The following is a 21,732-nucleotide window of genomic DNA, read 5'->3' as shown; positions in this document are numbered from 1 at the left end:
ACCAGGCTACTGGCGACACCGCCGGTAACCGGGTAGCCGGACGCGGCGTGCCAGACTCTGCGATGTGCCCCAACCCCCGTCGACCACCGCCACGATCGTCATCACCGGGGCCGGCGGCCAGGTCGGTAGGTTCCTTGCGGTTGAGGCGGCACGCCGCGGCGCAACTGTCCGCGCGCTGACGTCCTCTGAGTGCGATATCACTGATCCGCGGGCGATCGAGCGGGTCATCGAGCCCGCGGCCGGGGCCAGTTCTGGGGGCGCCACAGTGGTGATCAACTGCGCCGCGTACACCAACGTCGACGCCGCCGAGCGCGATGAGGCCACTGCGCACGCCGTGAACGCCGCAGGTCCCGAGAATCTCGCGCGCGTCTGTGCGAGGGTCGGCGCCCGGCTGATCCACATCTCCACCGATTACGTCTTCAGCGGCTCGTTTCCCGGCACCTCGCCGCGGCCCTACGACATCGATGACGAAACCGGCCCGCTGTCGGTGTACGGGCGGACCAAGCTGGCCGGCGAGCGCGCCGTGCTGACGGCCGCGCCGCACGCAACGGTGGTCCGGACCTCGTGGGTGTACACCGGCGGTCGCACCGGGACCGATTTCGTCGCCGATATGCGCCGCCGTGCCGCGAGTGGTGAGGTCGTCGAACTCGTCGATGACCAGATCGGCTCACCCACCTATGTCGGGGACCTGGTGGCGGCGCTGCTGCGGATCGCTGACGGCGATATCCACGAACCCGTCCTGCATGCCGCCAATGACGGCACGGCAAGTCGCTTCGAACAGGCCCGCGCGGTGTACGCGGCGGTCGGTGCCGACCCGGACCTGGTTCGTCCGGTCAGCAGCGCGCAGAACCCTCGGCCCGCCCCCAGACCGGCGTTCTCGGCGCTGGGGAGCAGGCTGTCGACGGCCGCGGGCCTGCCGCCGCTACCGCCCTGGCGCGACGCGCTCGGCGCGGCACTCACCGCCGGGCCGCTAACCTCTACGCCGTGAGACCGCCCCAACCCGAGGACCTGCCCGTAGTGACGGTGACGTACTCGCCGGGTCTGCACCTTGAGCGGTTCCTGTCGTCGCTGACCCTGGCCACCGACCGTCCCGTGCATGTCGTGATAGCCGATAACGGCTCCACCGACGGCGCCCCGGAGGCGGCCATCGAGCGGTACGACAACGTCGCGCTCCTGCCTATGGGCGCCAATCTCGGCTACGGCAGCGCGATCAACCGCGCGGTCGCGTCGCTGCCCGAGACCTCAGAATTCCTGCTCATCGTGAACCCGGATGTGGTGTGGGGCCCCGGCAGCATCGACGCACTACTTGAAGCGGCCGAGCGCTGGCCCCGCGCGGCGGCCTTCGGTCCGCTGATCCGGGACCCCGACGGATCGGTGTACCCGTCGGCGCGACATCTGCCCAGCCTGATCCGCGGCGGTATGCATGCCGTGGTCGGGCCGTTCTGGAAACGCAATCCGTGGACGACCGCCTACCGCCAGGAACGTCTCGAACCCAGCGAACGACCGGTGGGCTGGCTTTCTGGATCGTGCCTGCTGGTGCGTCGCGCAGCGTTCACCGAGGTCAGCGGTTTCGACGAGCGGTACTTCATGTATATGGAAGACGTCGACCTCGGTGACCGGTTCGGCAGAGCCGGGTGGCTCAACGTTTATGTGCCCGCCGCGGAGATCCTGCATGACAAGGGCCACTCCACTGGCAAAGACCCTGCCCGAAATCTGGCAGCGCATCACACCAGTACCTACACTTACCTGTCGGATCGGCATTCTGGTTGGCAAAGGGCCCCGCTGCGGGCCGCGATGAAGATCGCACTTGCCGGTCGCGCCCGGTTGGCGGTCCGCAAAGCACGGCGGGAACGGATGAACGGGGGGCGCTAGATGCCAGATGTCGATGCCACAATAGATCCCAAGAAGGTCGACGCCGTCGTCCTGGTTGGCGGTAAAGGGACGCGGCTTCGCCCGCTCACCCTGTCGGCTCCCAAACCGATGTTGCCGACCGCAGGGTTGGCGTTCATGACACATCTGTTGGCCCGGATCGCGGCCGCGGGTATCGAACACGTCATCCTCGGTACCTCATATAAGGCCGCTGTCTTCGAGGACGAGTTCGGCGATGGTTCCAAATTGGGCCTGCAGATCGAGTACGTCTTCGAAGAAGAGGCCAGGGGCACTGGCGGCGGAATTGCCAACGTCGCCCCCAAACTGCGCCACGACACCGCCATCGTCTTCAACGGCGACGTGCTCTCCGGTGCCGATCTGGGCTCGCTGCTCAACCATCACCGCAGCCACCATGCCGATGTCACGCTGCATCTGGTGCGGGTCAGTGACCCGAGGGCGTTCGGCTGTGTACCGACAGACGGTGACAACCGGGTGCTCGCCTTTCTGGAGAAGACGCAGGATCCGCCGACTGACCAGATCAACGCCGGATGTTATGTCTTCAACCGCGAGGTCATCGATCGGATCCCGCGCGACCGCGAGGTCTCTGTCGAACGCGAGGTGTTCCCCGCGCTGCTCTCTGACGGCCTCAAAGTGTGCGGTTACGTCGATGCCTCCTACTGGCGCGATATGGGCACACCGGAGGATTTCGTGCGCGGCTCGTCTGATCTGGTGCGGGGGATCGCCCCCTCGCCCGCTCTGACCCAGCCCCGCGGCGAGTTTCTGGTGCATGACGGTGCGTCCGTCGCCCCCGGTGCGCTGCTGATCGGCGGCACCGTGGTGGGCCGGGGCGCCGAGATCGGGCCAGGGGTGCGCCTCGATGGCGCAGTCATCTTCGACGGGGCCCGAATCGATGCCGGCGCGGTGGTCGAGCGCTCGATCATCGGGTTCGGTGCCCGGATCGGGCCGCGGGCGTTGATCCGCGACGGGGTGATCGGCGACGGCGCCGATATCGGTGCGCGATGCGAACTGCTCCGCGGTGCCCGCGTATGGCCCGGGGTGCGCATACCGGATTGCGGTATCCGCTACTCCAGCGATATTTGAACTGAGCGCCGAGCACTGAGTTTGATCACCGTTAGAACGGTGGTGGGTCGTTGTTGTTGGCTGTGATGGGCGGGGCGGGTTTCCAGGTGTGAGGTTCGTTTCGCGCGTCAGATGTGTTGCGTTGGGCGCGTTGGGCTTTGGCTTTCGCGGCCCGGGCTCGGGTTGCGGCGATGATGGCGGCGTTGCGTTCGCGTTCGGCTGTGATGCGGTACGCGTGGTCTTGGGCGCGGGTGCGTTTTCGTTTCGGCACACCCAACCCGCTGTGATCGGGTGGCTTCGGTGGATGCCCGGTCGGTGTGGCTTCGGTGGTGGTGATATCCCAGCCCGGGAACAGCAGCGTGGAGCCGGGTTTGGTGGTGAAGGTTCTCCCCGACGGGGTCGTCACTTCCACCCTGCCATCGGGAAACTGCCGGTCTGACCAGCCACCATCACCGGACCAGTGCGTTTTGAGCAAATGATGAGTACGACTGCGCAAAGAACACTGTAAACTAAACGGTCCCCGGCTCCCTCAGTTGCGGCTTTGAGCGCCCGGACTCCCGACACGCCGAAGACGAGATCAAGTAGCATCCGAGCGATGGCGAACTCACCGCAACGTCCACCCCCCCGCCCATCGAACGTAGCGCTCATCGTTTTTGCTGCAATAGCTGCGGTCGGCTTCTTGTGGTTCGCGGCGCAGTTTTTCGGTGTTGGCGTCGGTGGCACTCCATGGATCGCCATCGCTCCTGCCTTGCTCTTCTTCATCGGATTATTAGGCGTGGGTATTTCTGCAATTGTGAGAGCCGTGCAGCGAAGTCAGTCGAAGCAGGTCCAGAGACCTGGTGGGCTTGCGCCTGGTTGGTATCCCGACCCGAACGACCCGAGATCCCAGCGGTACTGGGACGGTAGGTCATGGACATCTGGGACTGCGCCCGGGGCGTGAACATCATTCCTTGACGCGCCCTCGACGTGCGGTTTGGAAGGTAATCGCTCACCGAGGGCCAACGGACGGCACTGCCTTGACCGCGGGAAGTGCGACATGAAGCGGATGACTGGCTGATGGATCCGGCAGTAACACTTCAGATCACTGGGGTGGGTGGCACCGTGCGGCCAGGGCAGGGTGTGGTCGATATCGGAGAGGTCCGCGGGCCGATCACAGCCCGGGTGCCGACAGGTCATATCCCGCATCCAGATGAACTCGGCCAGTTTCGCCGACGGCCGGTAATGCGATTCGGCATCAGGTCCCGGAGTGCTGACATACCGGACGGTGGCGCCGTAGCCGATCAACTCCGCCAGCAGCGGGGCCGGCACGATCGCCCCACCCAAGATGATCCCCGGACCCGGACGACGCACCCGCGCCGGCGCCCGCACCGGCCCAGGGGCGGGTGGGGTTGCGGATGTGGTGGCCGTGGATGCATCACCGTGCAGTTTCGGATCGGGCACCGCATCCAGCACGGTGGGATCACCGACGATATGGACCACAACACTGGTACCCCGCCGGTCATCGCCGGCCGCCGGGCAACTCGGGGCACCACACCGGCACGCCAAATGATCCGAGCCCGCACCTAACGCCCCCAGGGCGTCGGCGAGTCGTTGGCGCAGTGTGCGCGGATCGTCTTTGCACACACCGTGGGCCATCGCATCGAGGCGTTGTTTGACGATCGCGGCATCAGTAGCGAGCAGCCGCCCCCAAAAAGAGGTAGTGCCGGTGGCGTCATTGGGATCACCGAAGGTGATATCGCGGCTGCGCGCCGCGGTCTGCAACCGGCGCACCGCCTCAGGATCAACAACCTCGATGATCGCATCGATCTTCTGTTCCAGCTTCACATCCGAGAGCGGGCCCCAACCGGTCACACTGCCGGCCAGCGCAGCATCCAGGGCGGCCAGTACCGCATCGTCCTCGACGAGCAGGGTGCGCCACCGCAGCGTGTTCACCATCCGGTAGTCGATCGATCCCGCCATAAACAGGGCGTTGACCTTCGGTAACTGATCACGCAACAGCACCGCGAGCTTGAGCTGCCCCACCCCCCGACCGTGACCGATACTCAATGCCGCGGCCACTTCCGCCGCCGCAGACGCAGTCGGATCACACACCCAGGAGTGCCGCTCATCATCGACATCCCCGCACCGCCGTAACGCGAGCTCGGCGATAGCCGCCAACCGGCGGGCATCCGCTGCCGCCGAGGCCCGCGCCCACCCCTGGATCGCCCCGATCAGCTCACCATCAGAGACCGCACAACACCGCGGGCTTGTGATGTCTCAGGACATCGGTGACAGTTCTGTATCAGGACATTGATTCCGCTGAGCGGGTCAGAACACCTGGCCCTGACTGGTTGCGCGGGCGACCAGATACTCCAGCGCCTGATCGGTGCCCGGTGGTAACCCGGTCACGGGCCACCACCGCAGATCCAGCGACTCATCGCTGATGGTGATCGCTGCCCCCGCCGGCGCGTGGGCGACGAACTGCAGATCGAGATGCCGGGTGGGTACGCCGAGTGAGCAGGTCAGCGGGTGTACATGAATGGCTGCGAGCGGCCCCAAGGTGAGGCCGGTGATCCCGGACTCTTCTGTCGCCTCCCGCAGTGCAGCGGCGCCGATATCGGGATCACCGGTCTCGCAGTGCCCGCCGAGTTGAACCCACCGGCCCAACCTCGGATGAAGTGTCAGCAGAACGTGGGTGCCGCTGTCGTCGAGAACTGCCGCCGATGCGGTGATGTGGCCCGGTTCGCATTCGCGTGCGCAGGAATCCGTCCTGGCGAGTACGAAAGCCGTCACAGCGTGACGCACCGAATCCTGCTCGGAATCCGGCGCCCGCCACCCCGCCAAGGTATCGATCACCGAGTCGCGCAAGGTCATCGACGGACCAGCAGAGTGTCGACTGCGGCCGGGTCGCGTGGTCCGGCGTCCGCGGATGGATAGCCGATGGCGATGGCGCCCAACGGTTCCCAATCGGCCGGCAGGTCGAGCTCGGTGCGCACCAGATCGGGGGTGAAGATCGTCGACCCGATCCAGCAGCTGCCGACCCCCCGTACCGCGAGCGCCACCAGCAGCCCCTGCACCGCGGCACCCGCCGCGACGGTGAACATGGTGTGCTCAGCAGCGGTGCGGGCCGGGTCGGGATAGCTATGTGCGCCATCGGGAACCATGAACGGGATGACGACGTCGGGTGCGTCATAGAGAATCTGACCGCGGGCCACCCTGCGGTCGATGGCTGCGACCGGGATGGCGTCGGCCTGCAGGTCGGCCTGCCACTGCTGTTTCATCCGATCCAACAGTGCGATTCGGCGCTGTGTGGACTGCAGCCAGACGAACCGCACCGGACGGGTGTGATGAGGTGCAGGCGCGGTCAAGGCCTCCGCGACAGCCTCTTCGATCAGGACGGGCTCGACCGGCGCCGGATCGAACTGCCGCACCGAGCGACGCAGGAGCTGGGCCTGCCTGCGACCAAGATCGATGGCCTCTGCAGTGCCGAGCCAGAACAGATCGTCCTCACCGGGTCGGAGCAGATCGCGACCGGTGGACCCGTCGTCGGCCAGCGTCAGTCCCCGCACCACCGCCACCGGGATACCTGTCAGCTTGCCCTTGACCAGGTCGGCTGCCGCGGCGATCTCATCGGCGACGGCGACCTCGGTGACCAGCAGCTCGTTGCCGTGCCGATCGACCGCGCCCGCGTAGCCGTGCAACACCGGGATACCGGCGGCGCCGATCGCGGCATCGGTCTGGCCGTTGCGCCACGCCCGGCCCATGGTGTCGGTGATGACGATGCCGACGGTGACACCGAGCCGTTCACGCAGGCCCGCCCGCAGGCGTGCGGCACTGCCGTCGGGGTCGACTGGTAGCAGTGCCAATTCGGCGCTCCCGATATTCGAGCCGTCGACACCGGCTGCGGCCTGGATCAGCCCAAGGTTGTTCTCGGTGATGAGGGTTCGCCCCTTGCGGGCCAGCACCCGCACCGCCTCGCCGTCGATCAGCTTGCGCCGCAGCGTGTCTCGGGCCTCTGGGTCTGTGGGTGCCGCTACGATCCGGCCTTCACATTTGGACAGCACCTTGCTGGTCACCACGACGACGTCGCCGTCGCGTAGCCACGGTGCGGCCTGGGCCAGGGCCTCGGTCAGGTCGTCGCCGGGGCGGAACTCGGGAAGCCCAGGCACTGGCAGGATCTCGATGGCCGCCGCGGCGCCATGTTCGGGACCGCCTGTGGATTCCTCTGTCACAGGTCCTCCGTCGCGATACCGGCCAGCTCGAGGCCCGCCCGCACCATGGCGGAAGTGGCCTGCGGATCGGTCATCAGTAAGGGGACGGAACGAACTGCCACCCCATCGATCTCGGCATGGTCTCCTTCGGAGATCAGCCAGCCGTCCAACACCCCGGTCCCAGACCGGCCGCCGTAGTGTCTGCCGACCGCCTCCGACGTCGATTCGACGCCGATCACCGTCAGGCATTCATCGGCCATGCCGCGCAATGGTTTTCCTGCGATGATCGGCGAAAAACCCACCACGGGAGCGGCAGTGGAGCGCAGCGCACCCCGGATGCCGGGGATCGCCAAGATGGCTCCGACGCTGACCACCGGGTTCGATGGGGCAAAGAAGACGATATCGGCTTGCCCGATGGCGTCGATGACATCTGGCCCGGCCGTGGCTTTTTCGGCACCGACGAAAGCGAAGCTGTGGGTGGGGACGGCGGCGCGGTAACGCACCCACCACTCCTGGAAGTGGATGGCCCGGCGCTCGCCGCTGTCGGGATCGGTGATCACCACATGCGTTTCGCTGCGGTCATCGCTGGCCGGTAGCAGTCGGGCGCCAGGTGTCCACCGCGCGCACAGCGCCTCGGTCACCTGGGAGAGGGGATATCCCGCGCGCAGCATCTGGCTGCGCACCAGATGGGTGGCCAGGTCGCGGTCGCCGAGACCGAACCAATCGGGTTGCACGCCGTACGCGGCGAGTTCTTCCTTGGCATGCCAGGTCTCGTTGCGGTGACCCCAGCCGCGTTCGGGGTCGATTCCGCCGCCCAGGGTGTACATGCACGTGTCCAGGTCAGGGCAGATTCGAACCCCGTGCATCCACGCGTCGTCACCGATGTTGACGACGGCGGTCAGCTCGTGGGCTGCGCTTTCTGGGCTTTCCGGGTCAGCAAACTGACCCTGGCGCAGCAACTTTTGGACGCCCAGCAGGAAGCGCGCGCCGCCGACGCCGCCGACGAGAACGGTGACCCTCACACCGAACGAGACTAGTCGGACGACGCCACGGACCCGTCGGACGAGTCGGTTGAATCGCTGGCCGGGATGCCCCTAGGATCACTACGCGGTCACGGTCCCGACACGCCCAGGCGTCGACGCGCGGAAATGTCGGACCCAAATGGTATGAATTCCGGTTCCTCCCCTTGACCTCGGCAGCTAACCCGTGTCTAATCACATCAGTGTCATTTCCCGGTTGGGGCTGCCGGTTACGGTGTCGGAGACCGAGATTCGATCGTATGTTCGAATTGAGATGACCAAAGTTATAAATAGTGGGGCACATTCAGCATTGATGAAACCAAGGTGAGGAGGCGGAACATGTCCTATGAGCACCTTGTTGGCGCGATCGGAAGCTCCGCAATGGGGAGTACACCGCACGCCAATTTGATCCCGCTGTCATCAGAGCCATCGGTATTAGGCGCTCGGCCGCATTTGAGCTTGGTGTCCGATTCCTTTGAGCCGGAAGCGGAATCCGAAGACAATCAATGGCAGGACCGCGCATTGTGCGCGCAAACAGATCCCGAGGCCTTCTTCCCGGAAAAGGGTGGCTCCACTCGGGAGGCCAAGCGCATCTGCTTGGGCTGCGAGGTGAAGGACCGGTGCCTGGATTACGCGCTGGCCCACGATGAGCGGTTCGGCATTTGGGGCGGACTGTCCGAGCGTGAGCGTCGTCGCCTCAAGCGCGGCATCATCTGATCCTTCGGTCTTACTCCTGAGCTCTCAGTCGTTGTCGATCGTCGGATCGATAACGGATGGCTCGACGCCAAGGTATGTGGCGACCTGAGCCACCAGAATTTCATGCAACAGTTCGGTCAGTTCGATCGAATCTTTGGCGCGCCGCTCAATCGGCTTGCGAAACAATACAATTCGCGCCCGCGTCGCATTTCCCCTGATATCGACCCCTGCCGGGATCAGCCTGGCCAGCGCGATCGGCCCGTCGGCGACCACCTCTGGTGGGAACTGCACGTTCTCCGGATCCCTTGCCGCAATCCGCGGGATTTCGTCCACCGCCACATCGAGTGTGGAAACACGGTCCTGCCACCGGCGTTCGATGGGCTCGTAGGATTCCAACACCGCCATGTCGAACCGCTCCGCGCGGCTGCGCCAACCGGGCACCGTCGGGGGCAGCAGTGGGCCGCGGACTTCGCGGCCATGACGCGACGCCGACCGGATGCCCGCGCGACCGCGTCGGGAGCTGGGGGAATCCGCCACCGGCCGATCGTAACGGTTCCACATCGCCGCGATCACAGGTGCGCGTGTCCGACGGTCAACGAGGGTTTCCGCACGATAGCCTCACGAACGTGAATGTTCCCCGTCGCTGCTGCAGGCCCGGGTGCCCGCATTACGCCGTGGCGACGCTGACGTTCGTCTATTCGGATTCGACGGCTGTCGTCGGCCCGTTGGCCACCGTCCGCGAACCGCACTCCTGGGATCTGTGTGTCACCCACGCCGGCCGGATCACCGCCCCTCGGGGATGGGAACTGGTGCGGCACGCAGGTCCTCTGCCCACACCTCCCGACGAAGATGACCTCTCGGCGTTGGCCGATGCGGTGCGTGAAGGTCGCGACGGGTTGCCCAAGCGACCGGTCAACGGTTTCTCCGATCCGGGCGGGCACCCGCAGGTACGCGCGTCGGTTACCGGCGCGGGTGTGATGGCAGCGCAGGCCCACTTGTCCGGCGATACCGGCCGCAGACGCGGCCATCTGCGGGTACTGCCCGACCTCACTGACTGATCTTCGATCGGTTTTGCCACAGTCGCGGTGTTCCGGCCAAAGCCGACGTCCAGTGCGTTAGCCGCGAGACACGACGGTCCGAACCGCTAGGCTGACACGGGAAGTCCGTCTGTCAGGAGTGCTGTTGATGTCACCGTCCGCCAGGTCCGCCGACGCGGTAGCCCGTGTGATCAAGGCTTACGACGTGCGCGGCCTGGTCGGTGAACAAATAGACGAGGCTTTCGTCTGCGAGGTCGGAGCGGCGTTCGCCCGGCTGGTGCGCGATGAGCGAAACGGTGCCAGTCGCGTAGTCATCGGTTACGACATGCGAGAGAGCTCGCCGAGCCTCGCGGCGGCGTTTGCCGCCGGGGTCACCGGCCAGGGTCTCGATGTCATCCGCATCGGCCTGGCATCGACCGACCAGCTGTACTTTGCGTCGGGCCGGCTGGATTGCCCAGGGGCAATGTTCACCGCCAGTCACAATCCGGCCGCCTATAACGGCATCAAACTGTGCCGGGCCGGTGCCAAACCTGTCGGAGCCGATACCGGCCTGTCCACCATCCGCGAGGAGATCGTTGCGGGTGTGCCCGAATTCGACGGTCCCGCAGGCACCATCAGCGATCAGGACGTCCTCGACGATTACGGCCAGTTCCTGCGGTCATTGGTCGATGTCACCGAACTCCGGCCCCTGCGGGTGGCCGTCGATGCGGGTAACGGCATGGCCGGTCACACCGCGCCTGCGGTGCTCGGTGCCATCTCCGCACTGACAGTGTTGCCGCTGTTCTTCGAATTGGACGGCTCGTTCCCCAACCACGAAGCCAACCCCCTTGACCCGGCGAACCTGGTCGACCTGCAGAAGTTCGTCGTCGAAACGGGCGCCGATATCGGCCTGGCCTTCGACGGCGACGCCGACCGCTGTTTCGTGGTCGACGAACGTGGCCGCCCGGTGTCGCCGTCGGCGGTGACCGGTCTGGTGGCCGCCCGTGAGTTGCAGCGTGAGATCGGTGCGACCGTCATTCACAACCTGATCACCTCGCGCGCCGTGCCCGAATTGGTGATCGAGCGCGGCGGGATGCCGGTGCGTTCGCGCGTTGGGCACTCCTATATCAAGGGCCTGATGGCCGATACCGGCGCCATCTTCGGCGGCGAGCACTCGGCGCACTACTATTTCCGCGACTTCTGGGGTGCGGACTCCGGCATGCTGGCGGCGTTGTATGTACTGGCCGAACTCGGTGCCCAGGATCGGCCGCTGTCAGAGCTCACCGCCGATTACCAGCGCTACGAGCCGTCCGGTGAGATCAACTACACCGTGTCAGATGCGCCGGCATGCGTGGAAGCCGTGCTGAAAACCTTTGGCAACCGGATTCATTCGCTTGATCACCTGGACGGTGTCACCGTCGACCTCGGCGACGGCAGCTGGTTCAACCTGCGGACGTCTAATACCGAGCCGCTTCTGCGACTCAACGTCGAGGCCCGCACCGTCGAGGACGTCGACGCCATCGTCGAGCAGGTGGCGGCACAGATCACCGCGACGAACACCCTGGTTCAGGCGGAGCCGTGAGCGCCCTGCGCGCCGCGATCGACCTCGATGACACCGAGGGTCTGATCGCCGCCGACCGCGACGGACTGTTGCGGGCGGCGTCCTCTGCGGGCGCGCAGGTAAGGGCCACCGCCACAGCGGTTGCCGAAGGTGCACTCGATTCCCTGCACAGCGATCAGCGCCCGCGTTCGTTGATCTGGGTGTCCGGCCGAGGGCCTGCCGCATCGGCAGGTGCCATGCTCGCCGCCTCGCTGGGCGGCTCGGCGGCCGAACCGATCGTGGTCGCCGCCGAGGCCCCGCCATGGGTCGGTCCACTCGACGTCGTCGTCATCGCAGGGGATGACTCCGCTGATCCGGCGCTGGTCGCGGCGGCGGCCACCGGCGTCCGGCGTGGAGCCAGGGTGGTCATCGCGGCGCCGTATGAAGGACCGCTACGCGATGTGACGGCCGGTCGGGTCGCGGTGCTGGCACCCCGATTGTGGGTGCCCGACGATTTCGGCCTGTGCCGCTACCTGGCGGCGGGGCTGGCCACCGTTGCGGCTGTTCAGGCCAGTTCGGCCGCCAGCGCGCCGCCGCTTGATCTGATGACACTGGCCGACCAGCTGGATGCAGAAGCGTTGCGTAACAGCGCTGGTCGCGAATTGTTCACCAATGCGGCCAAGGCGCTCGCTGAGCGCATCGCCGGTCGCGGTGTGGTGCTGACCGGTGACTGTGCGGCTACCCTTTCGCTGGCCCGCCACGGTGCCGTGGTGTTGTTACGGATTGCCGGTCAGGTGGTCGGTGCCGCAGGTCTCGCCGACGCGTTGGTCGCGCTCCGGTCCGACACCTCCGGTGGGTACGGTGATATGGGTGACGACAGCGCGATGGCTGCACTGTTTCATGACGAGGAACTCGACGGACCGATGCCGGAACGAATGCGGGTGTTGGCGTTGACCTTGGCCGCGGAGCGCCAGGTGGTCACGGCCCGGCTCGCCGGATTCAGTGACATCGACGTGGTCGGGGTCGAAGATGTACCGGATCTGACATCGGCTCCGGTGGACGCCGGTCGGCCCGAGCAGCAGTTGGCGACGCTCGCGGTCCGGCTGGAGATGGCAGCCGTGTACCTGCGGCTGGCGCGGGGATGACGGGGAATCGCTAGTGGAGTTGTTACGCGGAGTAATCCGCACCTATGCCTGGGGATCACGCACGGCCATCGCAGAATTCACGGGCCGACCGGCGCCCGCCCCACATCCGGAAGCGGAACTGTGGCTGGGGGCGCATCCGGCCGATCCGGCCTGGGTGGAGACCGAGGGCGGTGAACGCTCGCTCCTGGAGGTGCTTCGCGCTGATCCCGAAGGTCAGCTGGGTCCGGCTGTGCGGGCCCGGTTCGGTGATGTACTGCCGTTTCTGGTGAAGGTGCTCGCCGCCGACGAACCGTTGTCGCTACAGGCACATCCGAGCACCGAGCAGGCGATCGAGGGATATCAGCACGAAGACCGGATGGGCGTGCCACTGTCCTCGCCGGTCCGCAACTACCGGGACCGCAGCCATAAGCCCGAGTTGTTGGTCGCCATCGAACCGTTCGAGGCCTTGGCGGGATTCCGGCCGGTCGCGCGCACCGTCGAACTGATGCAGGCGCTGGACGTCAAAGAACTCGACCCGTTCGTCGCGTTGCTGTCCGGACAGTCCGAAGACCCGTCCGGTGCAGGGGGCCTGCGGGCGCTGTTCACCACCTGGATCACCGCGCCGCAGCCTCATCTGGACGTACTGGTGCCCGCGGTGCTCGACGGCGCAGTGAACTATTTGCGAACTGGTGCAACCGAATTCGCTGAAGTGGCCAGGACGGTACTGGAACTCGGTGAGCGCTACCCTGGCGACGCGGGGGTGCTTGCCGCCCTGCTGCTGAACCGGTTGCAGCTCGCTCCCGGCGAAGCGCTCTATATGCCCGCAGGCAATCTGCACAGCTATCTACGCGGTATGGGTTTCGAGGTGATGGCCAACTCCGACAACGTGTTACGCGGAGGGCTGACACCCAAACACGTTGACGTTCCCGAGCTGCTGCGGGTGCTGGACTTCACGCCCGCTTCGGCGGATTCGCTGCACCCACGGCTCGATCAGGATGGGTTCGAACAGACCTACCGCACCCCCGCGGCGGAATTCGCGGTGTCGGTGCTGCGCCTCGACGGTGCCAATCTCGGCCATGAGGTCGACGCCCCGTCTCAGCACGACGGCCCACAGATCCTGGTGTGCGCGGAGGGCGGGGCCGTGGTCCGCGCGAAATCTGACACACTGACGCTCGAACGTGGATCCGCGGTGTGGGTATCCGCCGATGACGGCCCCATCCGGCTGGTCGCGGATACCCCGACCACACTGTTCCGGGTCACCGTAGGTATCTGAGCGAGGAGCGCATCCATGTCGACTGCCGGGAGCACCCGTGCCATTTTGGCCGCGCTATTGGCCAATGCCGGGATTGCGGTGGCGAAGTTTGTCGGCTACCTGATCACCGGCAGCTCGTCCATGTTGGCCGAAGCCGTGCACTCGGTGGCCGATACGTCCAATCAGGCTCTGCTGTTGTTCGGCCAGCGCCAAGCCCGCAAGGAAGCCGACTCGCTGCACCCGTTCGGCTACGGCCGCAGCCGGTACTTCTACTCGTTTGTGGTGGCACTGGTCCTGTTCAGCTTGGGTTCGCTGTTCGCCCTCTACGAGGGCTATCACAAGATCAGCCATCCGAGTGAGCTGACGTCGCCGCTGGTCGCAGTCGTGATCCTGGTGGTGGCAATCCTGTTGGAGTCCTACAGTTTTCGTACCGCCATGGTCGAATCCCGGCCGTTGAAGGGCAAAGGCAGCTGGTGGCATTTCATTCGCACCTCGCGCAATCCCGAGCTGCCGGTGGTGCTGCTGGAGGACACCGGCGCACTGATCGGTCTTGTCTTGGCGCTGGCGGGTGTCGGCCTGACCGTGGTGACGGGTAACCCGGTCTGGGACGGTATCGGCACGGCCGCCATCGGCGTGCTGCTGGGCATCATCGCGGTGATCTTGATGATCGAGATGCACAGTCTGTTGATCGGCGAGGGCGCCACCGGCGCGGAGGAGCACGCCATCCGTGCGGCGCTGGAGCAGACCGCGCATGTCGACCGACTGATTCACATCCGCACCCAGTACCTGGGGCCCGAAGAACTATTGGTCGCTGCGAAGATCGCGCTGGCGCCCAAGACCGACCTGGTGACGGTGGCGGCGACGATCGATGCCGCCGAGGCGGCCGTGCGGGCTGCCGTCCCGGCCGCGCGGGTGATCTATCTGGAACCGGATTTGGACCGCACAGCGCTCACCGGCTAGGGCTGGGCGTTGCGCGACTGGCCCACCACGCCGCCATGTTGTGCCGGATGGTCCGCCCGACCAGGGCCGGCGACGGAACCATCCATAGGCTGTCGAGCAGGCTGAAGCGGCGCAGAAACCATTCGGCCAGAACGGGATCCGTCTCGGCTGCGCCCAGGAACTGATCGAACAGGCTGCCCACCGCGCCGTACCACCACGGCCGCGGTCCCGGTGCCAGGTGCAGTACCTGATCACCGACCGCCGTCATCGTCCAGACGGGATAGGTGGTCTTGGCGGTGGCCTTCGCCAGCCGGCCGGCGATATCCAGATCGCCGGATTGCAGCACCGTGCGCAGGTTGCCCGCCTGGATCGATGACATCGTCATGCCCTGACCGAAGGTGGGATTGAAGCTGACCACGGCGTCGCCGAACGGGATGATCCCGGTGGGGAAGCGGTCCAGTTTGTCGTAGCGCCGCCACCTGCTGACGGGATACTTGTGAAACGCCACCTCGCCGATCGGATCGCCGGCGCGCAGTGCGGAACTGACGTGGCGCGGCAGGATCTCGTCGGCCAGTGCGCACATGCCCGAAAAAGTCTGTGGCGGGTCAACTTTGGCAATGCCGAACGTCGTGACGGTCCAGATCCCGTCCTCGTAGTACAACATGCCAAGACCCAGCGGCTGATCGCGGCACGCACCCGCCACCACCACCTTCTCCTCGATCAGACCGTGGGGGATGCGCACCTGCTGGCTGGAATAGCCGATGCCGACGTCGACCGTCACTTCAGGCGGGCGCGGGAAACCCCATTGCTGCAACCAGACCGGGAGGCGGGTACCACGTCCGGTGGCATCGACCACCAGATCCGCGAGTACGGCACTGTCTTGGTCACCGGATGTCAGGAGAACGCCGGTGACCCGATCCTCGGCGGGGGAGAACAACGGTTCGGCCACGGCTTGGTGGCGGATCTCGACATTGGGGATGGCCGCGACCCGCCGGCGGATCTGCCATTCCAGATGGGGTCGGCTCGGCACGTAGGCGGTGAATTCATCGCGCAGCGTGTGGTCTATGCCCAGGGGGTGACCGGCCGCCCCGAAGTGGATGCAGTCCGGTCGGTTCTCCAACATCGGGACCCCGGCGGCGACCATATCGTCGAGCAGGCCGGGGAAGAGGCCGTCGAATTCGGCGGCGCCGCGGGCCATCAGGAGATGGACGTGCCGGCCTTGCGGCACCGCGGGACGTTGCGCGGGGGTGGCGGGCAGATCATCGCGCTCGAAGACGGTGACGTGGCGATAGTGCTCGGAGAGCACCCGCGCGGCACAGAGTCCGGCGATGCTCGCTCCGATGACGACCGCGTCTTTGGGATAGCCATCCTCTATCCGTGCCATCTCCGCGACGGTACCTGCGGTACCGGTCACGTTTTGCCGGTTTTCGCCCCCGCAAACATGACCGGAGTATGACCCCGACGCCGAGAGCGAGGGCCGTCGTGCGGGCTTTACAAAAAGTACATCAATGTCTAGACAGCGGACAAAACAGTATCTATAGTCAAACGCATCGCAGTGACGAATTTCTCAGGAGGTGGCTTGTCGTGACATCGCAGTTGGACGCCAAGAACGGACCGGTATCCCCTGATCAGTGGAGGGATAAGAAGCGGCGGCTATGGCTGATGGGGCTGATCGCCCCGACGGCGCTGTTTATCGTGATGCCCTTCGTCTGGGCGCTGAACCAGTTCGGTTGGACCGCGGTGTCGCAGGTGTTCTTCTGGATCGGACCGGCCCTGGTCTATCTGCTGCTGCCCGCCCTGGATCTGCGGTTCGGCCCTGACGGGCAGAACCCGCCGGATGAGGTGATGGAGCAGTTGGAGAACGACAAGTACTACCGCAGGTGCACCTACATCTACATCCCGTTCCAATACGCCAGCGTGATCGTCGGCGCCTACCTGTTCACCGCATCCGACCTGAGCTGGCTGGGTTATGACGGCGGGCTGAGCTGGGTGGCGAAGATCGGACTGGCGCTGTCGGTGGGGACCCTCGGCGGGATCGGTATCAACACCGCGCACGAACTTGGGCACAAGAAGGACTCACTCGAGCGTTGGCTGTCCAAGATCACCCTCGCCCAGACCTGGTACGGCCACTTCTACATCGAGCACAACCGGGGTCACCACGTTCGCGTCGCCACCCCGGAGGACCCGGCATCGGCACGGTTCGGCGAAACGTTCTGGGAATTCCTGCCCCGCAGCGTGTTTGGCAGCTTGAAATCGTCGTGGGAGCTGGAGGCGGCGCGGCTGCGCAGGCAGGGCAAATCGGTGTGGCATCCCAGCAACGATGTGCTCAACGCATGGGCGATGTCGGCAGTCTTCTGGGGCGTGCTGATCGCCATCTTCGGCGCTGGTGTCATCCCGTTCATGATCATTTCGGCGATCTACGGGTTCTGCCTGCTGGAGACGGTCAACTACCTCGAGCACTACGGGCTCCTGCGCCAGAAAATGGAAAGCGGCCGCTACGAACGCTGCTCACCCCAGCACAGCTGGAACTCCGACCATATCGTCACCAACTTGTTCCTTTATCACCTGCAACGGCACAGTGACCACCACGCCAACCCGACGCGGCGCTACCAGACGCTGCGCAGCATGGACGGCGCGCCCAACCTGCCCAGCGGATATGCATCGATGATCGGCCTGACCTACTTCCCGCCGCTGTGGCGCAAGGTGATGGACCACCGCGTCCTGGACCACTACGACGGCGACATCACCCGGGTCAATATCGACCCCCGCAGGCGGGAGAAGATCCTCGCTCGTTACGGGGCGGCGAGCTGATGGCCTCCTATCGGTGTCCGGTCTGCGACTACATCTACGACGAAGCCAAAGGTGCACCGCGGGAGGGGTTTCCGCCGGGAACCCAATGGGAGAACATCCCCGATGAGTGGTGCTGCCCCGACTGCGGGGTGCGGGAGAAGATCGATTTCGAGATGACAGGAGCGAGCGCATGACCGCGTCAGACGAGGCCTACAAACTGTTCCGCTGCTTCCAGTGCGGCTTCGAATATGACGAGGCCAAAGGCTGGCCCGAAGATGGCATCGCGGCGGGCACCCGCTGGGACGACATCCCCGACGACTGGAGTTGCCCGGACTGCGGCGCAGCAAAATCCGATTTCGAGATGATCGAAGTCGCCCGGTCGTGACGGGCCCGTCGTGTTGACGCCCGCGCTGGTTGGTGTCAGTGTCGCCCGTGTGGCTAGGCCCCGCAGTGACCGGACAGACAGCTTTGGGAAACCCGTACGGGTTCCCTACGCCGAGGCGTCTCGCGTGCTGCTGCGTGATCTGGTCCTCGACGCCATGCGAGACCTGCTGGTAACCAAGGACTGGTCGTCGATCACCCTGGCTGATGTCGCCAAGGTGGCTGGGATCAGCCGACAGACCATCTACAACGAATTCGGCTCCCGCCAAGGATTGGCGCAGGGATACGCGCTGCGGTTGGCCGATCGCCTCGTCGATGCGGTCGAGGACGCGATCGGATCGAACGTCGGCGATATCGAAGCCGCCTTCTTGGAGGGTTTTCGCGCCTTCTTCGCCGAATCGGCATCCGATCCGCTGGTGATCTCCCTGCTGACCGGTGTGGCCAAGCCGGACCTGCTGCAGATCATCACCACCGACAGTGCCCCGATCATCGCCAGGGCGTCGTCGCGGCTGACGACGTCATTCATGAGCAGCTGGGTACAGGCCAGTGACGAGGACTCCGGAGTGCTGGCCAGGGCCATTGTGCGGCTGGCGATGAGCTACGTGTCGATGCCGCCGGAGGCCGACCATGACGTGGCCCGTGACCTGGCCCGTTTGATGACGCCGTTCGCCGAACGCTACGGTGTTGTAGATACCCCTTAGCTGTCAGTGCGCTTCAAGCGCCTGTCCCGCGAGCCCGCAGGCCGAGGGTGTCGTCGGCGCGTTGTGCGCTCAAAGGCACTTCCAAACAAGAAGTCGAACGAATAAAAGGGGCTCTATATGACTGCACCAGAATTAACCGCTGATGTCCGGGGTGGCATCGATTACAAGGTAGCCGACCTGGGACTGGCTGAATTCGGCCGCAAGGAAATCCGGCTCGCCGAACACGAGATGCCCGGCCTGATGGCGCTGCGTCGCGAGTACGCCGACGTCCTGCCGCTCAAAGGCGCACGGGTGTCCGGTTCGCTGCACATGACCGTGCAGACCGCCGTCCTGATCGAGACGCTGGTGAGCCTCGGTGCCGAAGTGCGCTGGGCGTCGTGCAACATCTTCTCCACCCAGGACCACGCGGCCGCGGCGACGGTCGTCGGCCCGCACGGCACACCCGAGGAGCCCAAGGGCATCCCGGTCTTCGCCTGGAAGGGCGAGACGCTGGAGGAGTACTGGTGGGCTGCCGAGCAGATGCTGACCTGGCCGGGCGAGCCCGCCAACATGATCCTCGACGACGGCGGTGACGCGACGATGCTGGTGCTGCGCGGCGCGCAGTACGAGAAGGCCGGCGTCGTGCCCCCCACCGAGGACGACGATTCCGACGAGTGGAAGGTCTTCCTGGCGCTGGTTCGTGCGCGCTTCGAGACCGATAAGACCAAGTGGACCAAGATCGCCGAGTCCATCAAGGGCGTCACCGAGGAGACCACCACCGGTGTGCTTCGCCTCTACCAGTTCGCCGCCGCAGGCGAGCTGTCGTTCCCGGCGATCAACGTCAACGACTCGGTCACCAAGAGCAAGTTCGACAACAAGTACGGCACCCGGCACTCGCTGATCGACGGCATCAACCGTGGCACCGACGTCCTGATCGGCGGCAAGGCCGCGCTGGTCTGCGGCTACGGCGACGTCGGCAAGGGCTGCGCCGAGGCACTCAAGGCCCAGGGCGCCCGCGTCGCGGTCACCGAGATCGACCCGATCAACGCGCTGCAGGCACTGATGGACGGTTTCGAGGTCAAGACCGTCGAAGAAGCCATCGGCTGGGCGGACATCGTCATCACCGCCACCGGCAACCAGGGCATCGTCACCCTCGAGCACATGAAGGCGATGAAGCACCAGGCCATCCTCGGCAACATCGGTCACTTCGACGACGAGATCGAGATGGCCCGCCTGGAGCGCGACCCGAAGATCCGGCGGATCAACATCAAGCCGCAGGTCGACGAGTTCGTCTTCGAGGACGGCCATTCGATTATCGTGCTGTCCGAGGGCCGGCTACTGAACCTGGGCAACGCCACGGGCCATCCGTCGTTCGTGATGAGCAACAGCTTCTCCAACCAGGTCATCGCCCAGATCGAGCTGTGGACCAAGAACGACGAGTACGACAACGAGGTCTACCGCCTGGCCAAGCACCTCGACGAGAAGGTCGCGAAGATTCACGTCGAGGCACTCGGCGGTTCGTTGACGCGCCTCAGCAAGGAGCAGGCGGAGTACATCGGCGTCGACGTCGACGGCCCGTACAAGCCTGAGCACTACCGCTACTGATTTTTCCGACGTAGGACGCCGGGTCCGACGCACTGTCGTACCCGGCGTTCTGCGTGAAGTTCTAGGCTGGCCGCGTGCTCATCGCGATAGAAGGTGTCGACGGCGCAGGCAAGCGCACGTTGTCCACGGCCCTACAGGACGCGTTCGAAGCTGACGGGAAGACGGTCGCGTCACTGGCCTTCCCGCGCTACGGGCAGTCGGTGCCCGCCGACGTGGCAGCCGAGGCGTTGCACGGTGACCACGGTGACCTGGCCGAGTCGGTGTACGCGATGGCGCTGCTGTTCGCCCTTGACCGCGCCGGTGCCGCCGAGCAGCTCGTCGACCTGCGGTGCAACTATGACGTCGTGCTACTCGATCGGTATGTGGCGTCGAATGCCGCCTACAGTGCCGCGCGGCTCAGCCAGGCCGCCGACGGTGACGTGGTGGATTGGGTGTATCGGCTCGAATATCAGCGGCTGCGGCTCCCCAGCCCGGATTTTCAACTGTTGCTTGACGTTTCGGTTGAGTTGGCGGGGGAGCGGGCCCGTGTCCGCGAAGAGCAGGACGCGGACCGGGCGCGCGACGCCTACGAACGCGATGGCGGGCTGCAGCAGCGGACCGCTGCGGTGTATTCCGGATTGGCCGACGCCCACTGGGGCGGACCGTGGATACGCGCGGGCGTGACCGCCACTGCCGGCGACGTGATCGCGTCCCTGGAGCGGCTTCTAGGACTCGATTTCCGCCGTTTTGGCCCTGTTTGAGCCCTCCGAGGCGATCGGGGGTGGGTTTTGCGAGGAAACGCGCGTGTGCTACCGGAGTTTTGTCGCGTTCTGGTGACACCATGGACACCATGAGGCAAAGGATTCTGGTCATTGACGATGATGCGTCGCTGGCCGAGATGCTGACCATCGTGCTGCGCGGCGAGGGATTCGACACCGCGGTTGTCGGTGACGGCACCCAAGCGCTCACCGCTGTTCGTGAATTGCGGCCCGATCTGGTGCTGCTGGACTTGATGTTGCCAGGCATGAACGGTATCGACGTGTGCCGCGTGCTGCGCGCGGACTCCGGTGTGCCGATCGTCATGCTGACCGCCAAGACCGACACCGTGGACGTCGTCCTCGGGTTGGAGTCCGGCGCCGATGACTATGTGATGAAGCCGTTCAAGCCCAAGGAACTGGTGGCCCGCGTCCGGGCCCGGCTGCGTCGCAATGAGGACGAGCCGGCCGAGATGCTGTCGATCGCCGATGTCGAGATCGACGTGCCCGCGCACAAGGTGACCCGCCAGGGTGAGCAGATTTCGCTGACCCCGCTGGAGTTCGACCTGCTGGTGGCGCTGGCACGCAAACCGCGGCAGGTGTTTACTCGTGATGTGCTCCTTGAGCAGGTGTGGGGATACCGTCACCCCGCTGACACGCGTTTGGTCAACGTCCATGTCCAGCGTTTGCGCGCCAAGGTGGAGAAGGACCCGGAGAACCCGCAGGTCGTCCTGACCGTTCGAGGAGTGGGTTACAAGGCCGGACCGCCGTGATCTCACGCCGCGACGACGCGGAGCGAGGCACGGGCGAGGCGGAG

24 protein-coding genes and 1 pseudogene are annotated in these 21,732 nt (G+C 65.5%); 17 read left to right on the top strand and 8 right to left on the bottom strand.

The features are described 5' to 3' along the window. Window positions 1–64: 64 nt before the first annotated feature. Genes rfbD through manB form a run of 3 tightly spaced genes read left to right on the top strand, consistent with a single transcriptional unit; the run spans window position 65 to window position 2,970 of the window. The gene (rfbD, locus tag ADBZ9O_RS25885) at window positions 65–988 is read left to right on the top strand and encodes a dTDP-4-dehydrorhamnose reductase (protein WP_526525939.1); all 924 of its coding nucleotides are present in this window, start codon (window positions 65–67) and stop codon (window positions 986–988) included. Beyond that, a complete protein-coding gene (locus ADBZ9O_RS25880) occupies window positions 985–1,872 on the top strand; it encodes a glycosyltransferase family 2 protein (protein ID WP_526525937.1) in 888 nt (295 codons plus the stop codon). Before rfbD ends, ADBZ9O_RS25880 begins: the two co-directional genes overlap by 4 nt. After that, a complete protein-coding gene (gene manB / locus ADBZ9O_RS25875) occupies window positions 1,873–2,970 on the top strand; it encodes a mannose-1-phosphate guanylyltransferase ManB (protein WP_526525936.1) in 1,098 nt (365 codons plus the stop codon). A 31-nt stretch (window positions 2,971–3,001) separates the two neighbouring features. Here the strand turns inward: manB and ADBZ9O_RS25870 are convergent, their stop codons facing one another. After that, window positions 3,002–3,355 (bottom strand): hypothetical protein, encoded by a 354-nt coding sequence (locus ADBZ9O_RS25870; RefSeq protein ID WP_526525935.1) that lies wholly within the window; start codon window positions 3,353–3,355, stop codon window positions 3,002–3,004. Beyond that, window positions 3,352–3,711 (bottom strand): hypothetical protein, encoded by a 360-nt coding sequence (locus ADBZ9O_RS25865; RefSeq protein WP_526533808.1) that lies wholly within the window; start codon window positions 3,709–3,711, stop codon window positions 3,352–3,354. Before ADBZ9O_RS25865 ends, ADBZ9O_RS25870 begins: the two co-directional genes overlap by 4 nt. Before the next feature lie 13 nt (window positions 3,712–3,724). Between ADBZ9O_RS25865 and ADBZ9O_RS25860 the strand changes: the two genes are divergently transcribed. Continuing rightward, on the top strand, window positions 3,725–3,889 hold the full coding sequence (locus tag ADBZ9O_RS25860) for a DUF2510 domain-containing protein (RefSeq protein ID WP_526533504.1): 165 nt from the start codon (window positions 3,725–3,727) through the stop codon (window positions 3,887–3,889). Between the two features lie 296 nt (window positions 3,890–4,185). Here the strand turns inward: ADBZ9O_RS25860 and ADBZ9O_RS25855 are convergent. The 4 genes and pseudogenes from ADBZ9O_RS25855 to cofD form a co-directional block, all read right to left on the bottom strand. Continuing rightward, window positions 4,186–5,106 (bottom strand): annotated as a pseudogene (locus ADBZ9O_RS25855) (DUF222 domain-containing protein); the annotation flags it as partial. A 150-nt stretch (window positions 5,107–5,256) separates the two neighbouring features. Continuing rightward, window positions 5,257–5,802, bottom strand: coding sequence for an NUDIX hydrolase (locus ADBZ9O_RS25850; protein WP_526525934.1), 546 nt, complete (start codon window positions 5,800–5,802; stop codon window positions 5,257–5,259). Continuing rightward, window positions 5,799–7,160 carry a coenzyme F420-0:L-glutamate ligase gene (locus ADBZ9O_RS25845; protein WP_526525933.1) on the bottom strand — a complete coding sequence of 454 codons (1,362 nt, stop codon included), beginning with the start codon at window positions 7,158–7,160 and terminating at the stop codon, window positions 5,799–5,801. The genes ADBZ9O_RS25850 and ADBZ9O_RS25845 overlap by 4 nt, the downstream gene beginning before the upstream one ends. After that, the gene (gene cofD / locus ADBZ9O_RS25840) at window positions 7,157–8,161 is read right to left on the bottom strand and encodes a 2-phospho-L-lactate transferase (RefSeq protein WP_526525931.1); all 1,005 of its coding nucleotides are present in this window, start codon (window positions 8,159–8,161) and stop codon (window positions 7,157–7,159) included. The genes ADBZ9O_RS25845 and cofD overlap by 4 nt, the downstream gene beginning before the upstream one ends. Window positions 8,162–8,539: 378 nt before the next feature. Between cofD and ADBZ9O_RS25835 the strand changes: the two genes are divergently transcribed. Continuing rightward, window positions 8,540–8,875, top strand: coding sequence for a WhiB family transcriptional regulator (locus ADBZ9O_RS25835; protein ID WP_526533502.1), 336 nt, complete (start codon window positions 8,540–8,542; stop codon window positions 8,873–8,875). A gap of 24 nt (window positions 8,876–8,899) precedes the next feature. Here ADBZ9O_RS25835 and ADBZ9O_RS25830 read toward each other — a convergent pair whose 3' ends face one another. Next, a complete protein-coding gene (locus ADBZ9O_RS25830) occupies window positions 8,900–9,391 on the bottom strand; it encodes a metallopeptidase family protein (protein WP_526525930.1) in 492 nt (163 codons plus the stop codon). A gap of 89 nt (window positions 9,392–9,480) precedes the next feature. On the opposite strand from ADBZ9O_RS25830, the gene ADBZ9O_RS25825 reads away from it, so the two are divergent. From ADBZ9O_RS25825 to ADBZ9O_RS25805, 5 genes are all read left to right on the top strand, one after another. Beyond that, on the top strand, window positions 9,481–9,912 hold the full coding sequence (locus ADBZ9O_RS25825) for a DUF3499 family protein (RefSeq protein ID WP_526525929.1): 432 nt from the start codon (window positions 9,481–9,483) through the stop codon (window positions 9,910–9,912). 127 nt (window positions 9,913–10,039) lie between these two features. Continuing rightward, entirely contained in the window at window positions 10,040–11,452 is a 1,413-nt protein-coding gene (locus ADBZ9O_RS25820; RefSeq protein ID WP_526533500.1) for a phosphomannomutase/phosphoglucomutase, read from the top strand. Then, complete coding sequence (locus tag ADBZ9O_RS25815) at window positions 11,449–12,555, top strand: TobH protein (protein ID WP_526525928.1); 1,107 nt, start codon at window positions 11,449–11,451, stop codon at window positions 12,553–12,555. The genes ADBZ9O_RS25820 and ADBZ9O_RS25815 overlap by 4 nt, the downstream gene beginning before the upstream one ends. A 13-nt stretch (window positions 12,556–12,568) precedes the next feature. Next, entirely contained in the window at window positions 12,569–13,807 is a 1,239-nt protein-coding gene (manA, locus tag ADBZ9O_RS25810; RefSeq protein WP_526525926.1) for a mannose-6-phosphate isomerase, class I, read from the top strand. 15 nt (window positions 13,808–13,822) lie between these two features. Further along, complete coding sequence (locus ADBZ9O_RS25805) at window positions 13,823–14,746, top strand: cation diffusion facilitator family transporter (protein WP_526525924.1); 924 nt, start codon at window positions 13,823–13,825, stop codon at window positions 14,744–14,746. Here the strand turns inward: ADBZ9O_RS25805 and ADBZ9O_RS25800 are convergent. Then, on the bottom strand, window positions 14,736–16,109 hold the full coding sequence (locus tag ADBZ9O_RS25800) for an FAD-dependent oxidoreductase (protein ID WP_526525923.1): 1,374 nt from the start codon (window positions 16,107–16,109) through the stop codon (window positions 14,736–14,738). The two genes, ADBZ9O_RS25805 and ADBZ9O_RS25800, sit on opposite strands and share 11 nt — an antisense overlap. Window positions 16,110–16,309: 200 nt before the next feature. Here ADBZ9O_RS25800 and ADBZ9O_RS25795 point away from each other — a divergent pair, with 200 nt between their 5' ends. From ADBZ9O_RS25795 to mtrA, 7 genes are all read left to right on the top strand, one after another. Beyond that, complete coding sequence (locus tag ADBZ9O_RS25795; RefSeq protein WP_526525922.1) at window positions 16,310–17,536, top strand: alkane 1-monooxygenase; 1,227 nt, start codon at window positions 16,310–16,312, stop codon at window positions 17,534–17,536. Continuing rightward, on the top strand, window positions 17,536–17,709 hold the full coding sequence (locus tag ADBZ9O_RS25790) for a rubredoxin (protein WP_526525921.1): 174 nt from the start codon (window positions 17,536–17,538) through the stop codon (window positions 17,707–17,709). The genes ADBZ9O_RS25795 and ADBZ9O_RS25790 overlap by 1 nt, the downstream gene beginning before the upstream one ends. Next, a complete protein-coding gene (locus ADBZ9O_RS25785; protein ID WP_526525920.1) occupies window positions 17,706–17,900 on the top strand; it encodes a rubredoxin in 195 nt (64 codons plus the stop codon). The genes ADBZ9O_RS25790 and ADBZ9O_RS25785 overlap by 4 nt, the downstream gene beginning before the upstream one ends. A gap of 49 nt (window positions 17,901–17,949) precedes the next feature. Next, window positions 17,950–18,597, top strand: coding sequence for a TetR family transcriptional regulator AlkX (alkX, locus tag ADBZ9O_RS25780; protein ID WP_526525919.1), 648 nt, complete (start codon window positions 17,950–17,952; stop codon window positions 18,595–18,597). A gap of 117 nt (window positions 18,598–18,714) precedes the next feature. Next, window positions 18,715–20,181 (top strand): adenosylhomocysteinase, encoded by a 1,467-nt coding sequence (ahcY, locus tag ADBZ9O_RS25775; protein ID WP_526525917.1) that lies wholly within the window; start codon window positions 18,715–18,717, stop codon window positions 20,179–20,181. Window positions 20,182–20,255: 74 nt separating this feature from the next. After that, window positions 20,256–20,921, top strand: coding sequence for a dTMP kinase (locus ADBZ9O_RS25770; RefSeq protein WP_526525916.1), 666 nt, complete (start codon window positions 20,256–20,258; stop codon window positions 20,919–20,921). A gap of 80 nt (window positions 20,922–21,001) precedes the next feature. Then, a complete protein-coding gene (gene mtrA / locus ADBZ9O_RS25765; protein WP_526525915.1) occupies window positions 21,002–21,688 on the top strand; it encodes a two-component system response regulator MtrA in 687 nt (228 codons plus the stop codon). The last annotated feature ends 44 nt before the right edge of the window (window positions 21,689–21,732 follow it).

The organism is Mycobacterium sp., assembly GCF_965229105.1.
GTDB lineage: Bacteria > Actinomycetota > Actinomycetes > Mycobacteriales > Mycobacteriaceae > Mycobacterium.
This window is presented reverse-complemented; position numbering and strand designations above follow the sequence as displayed.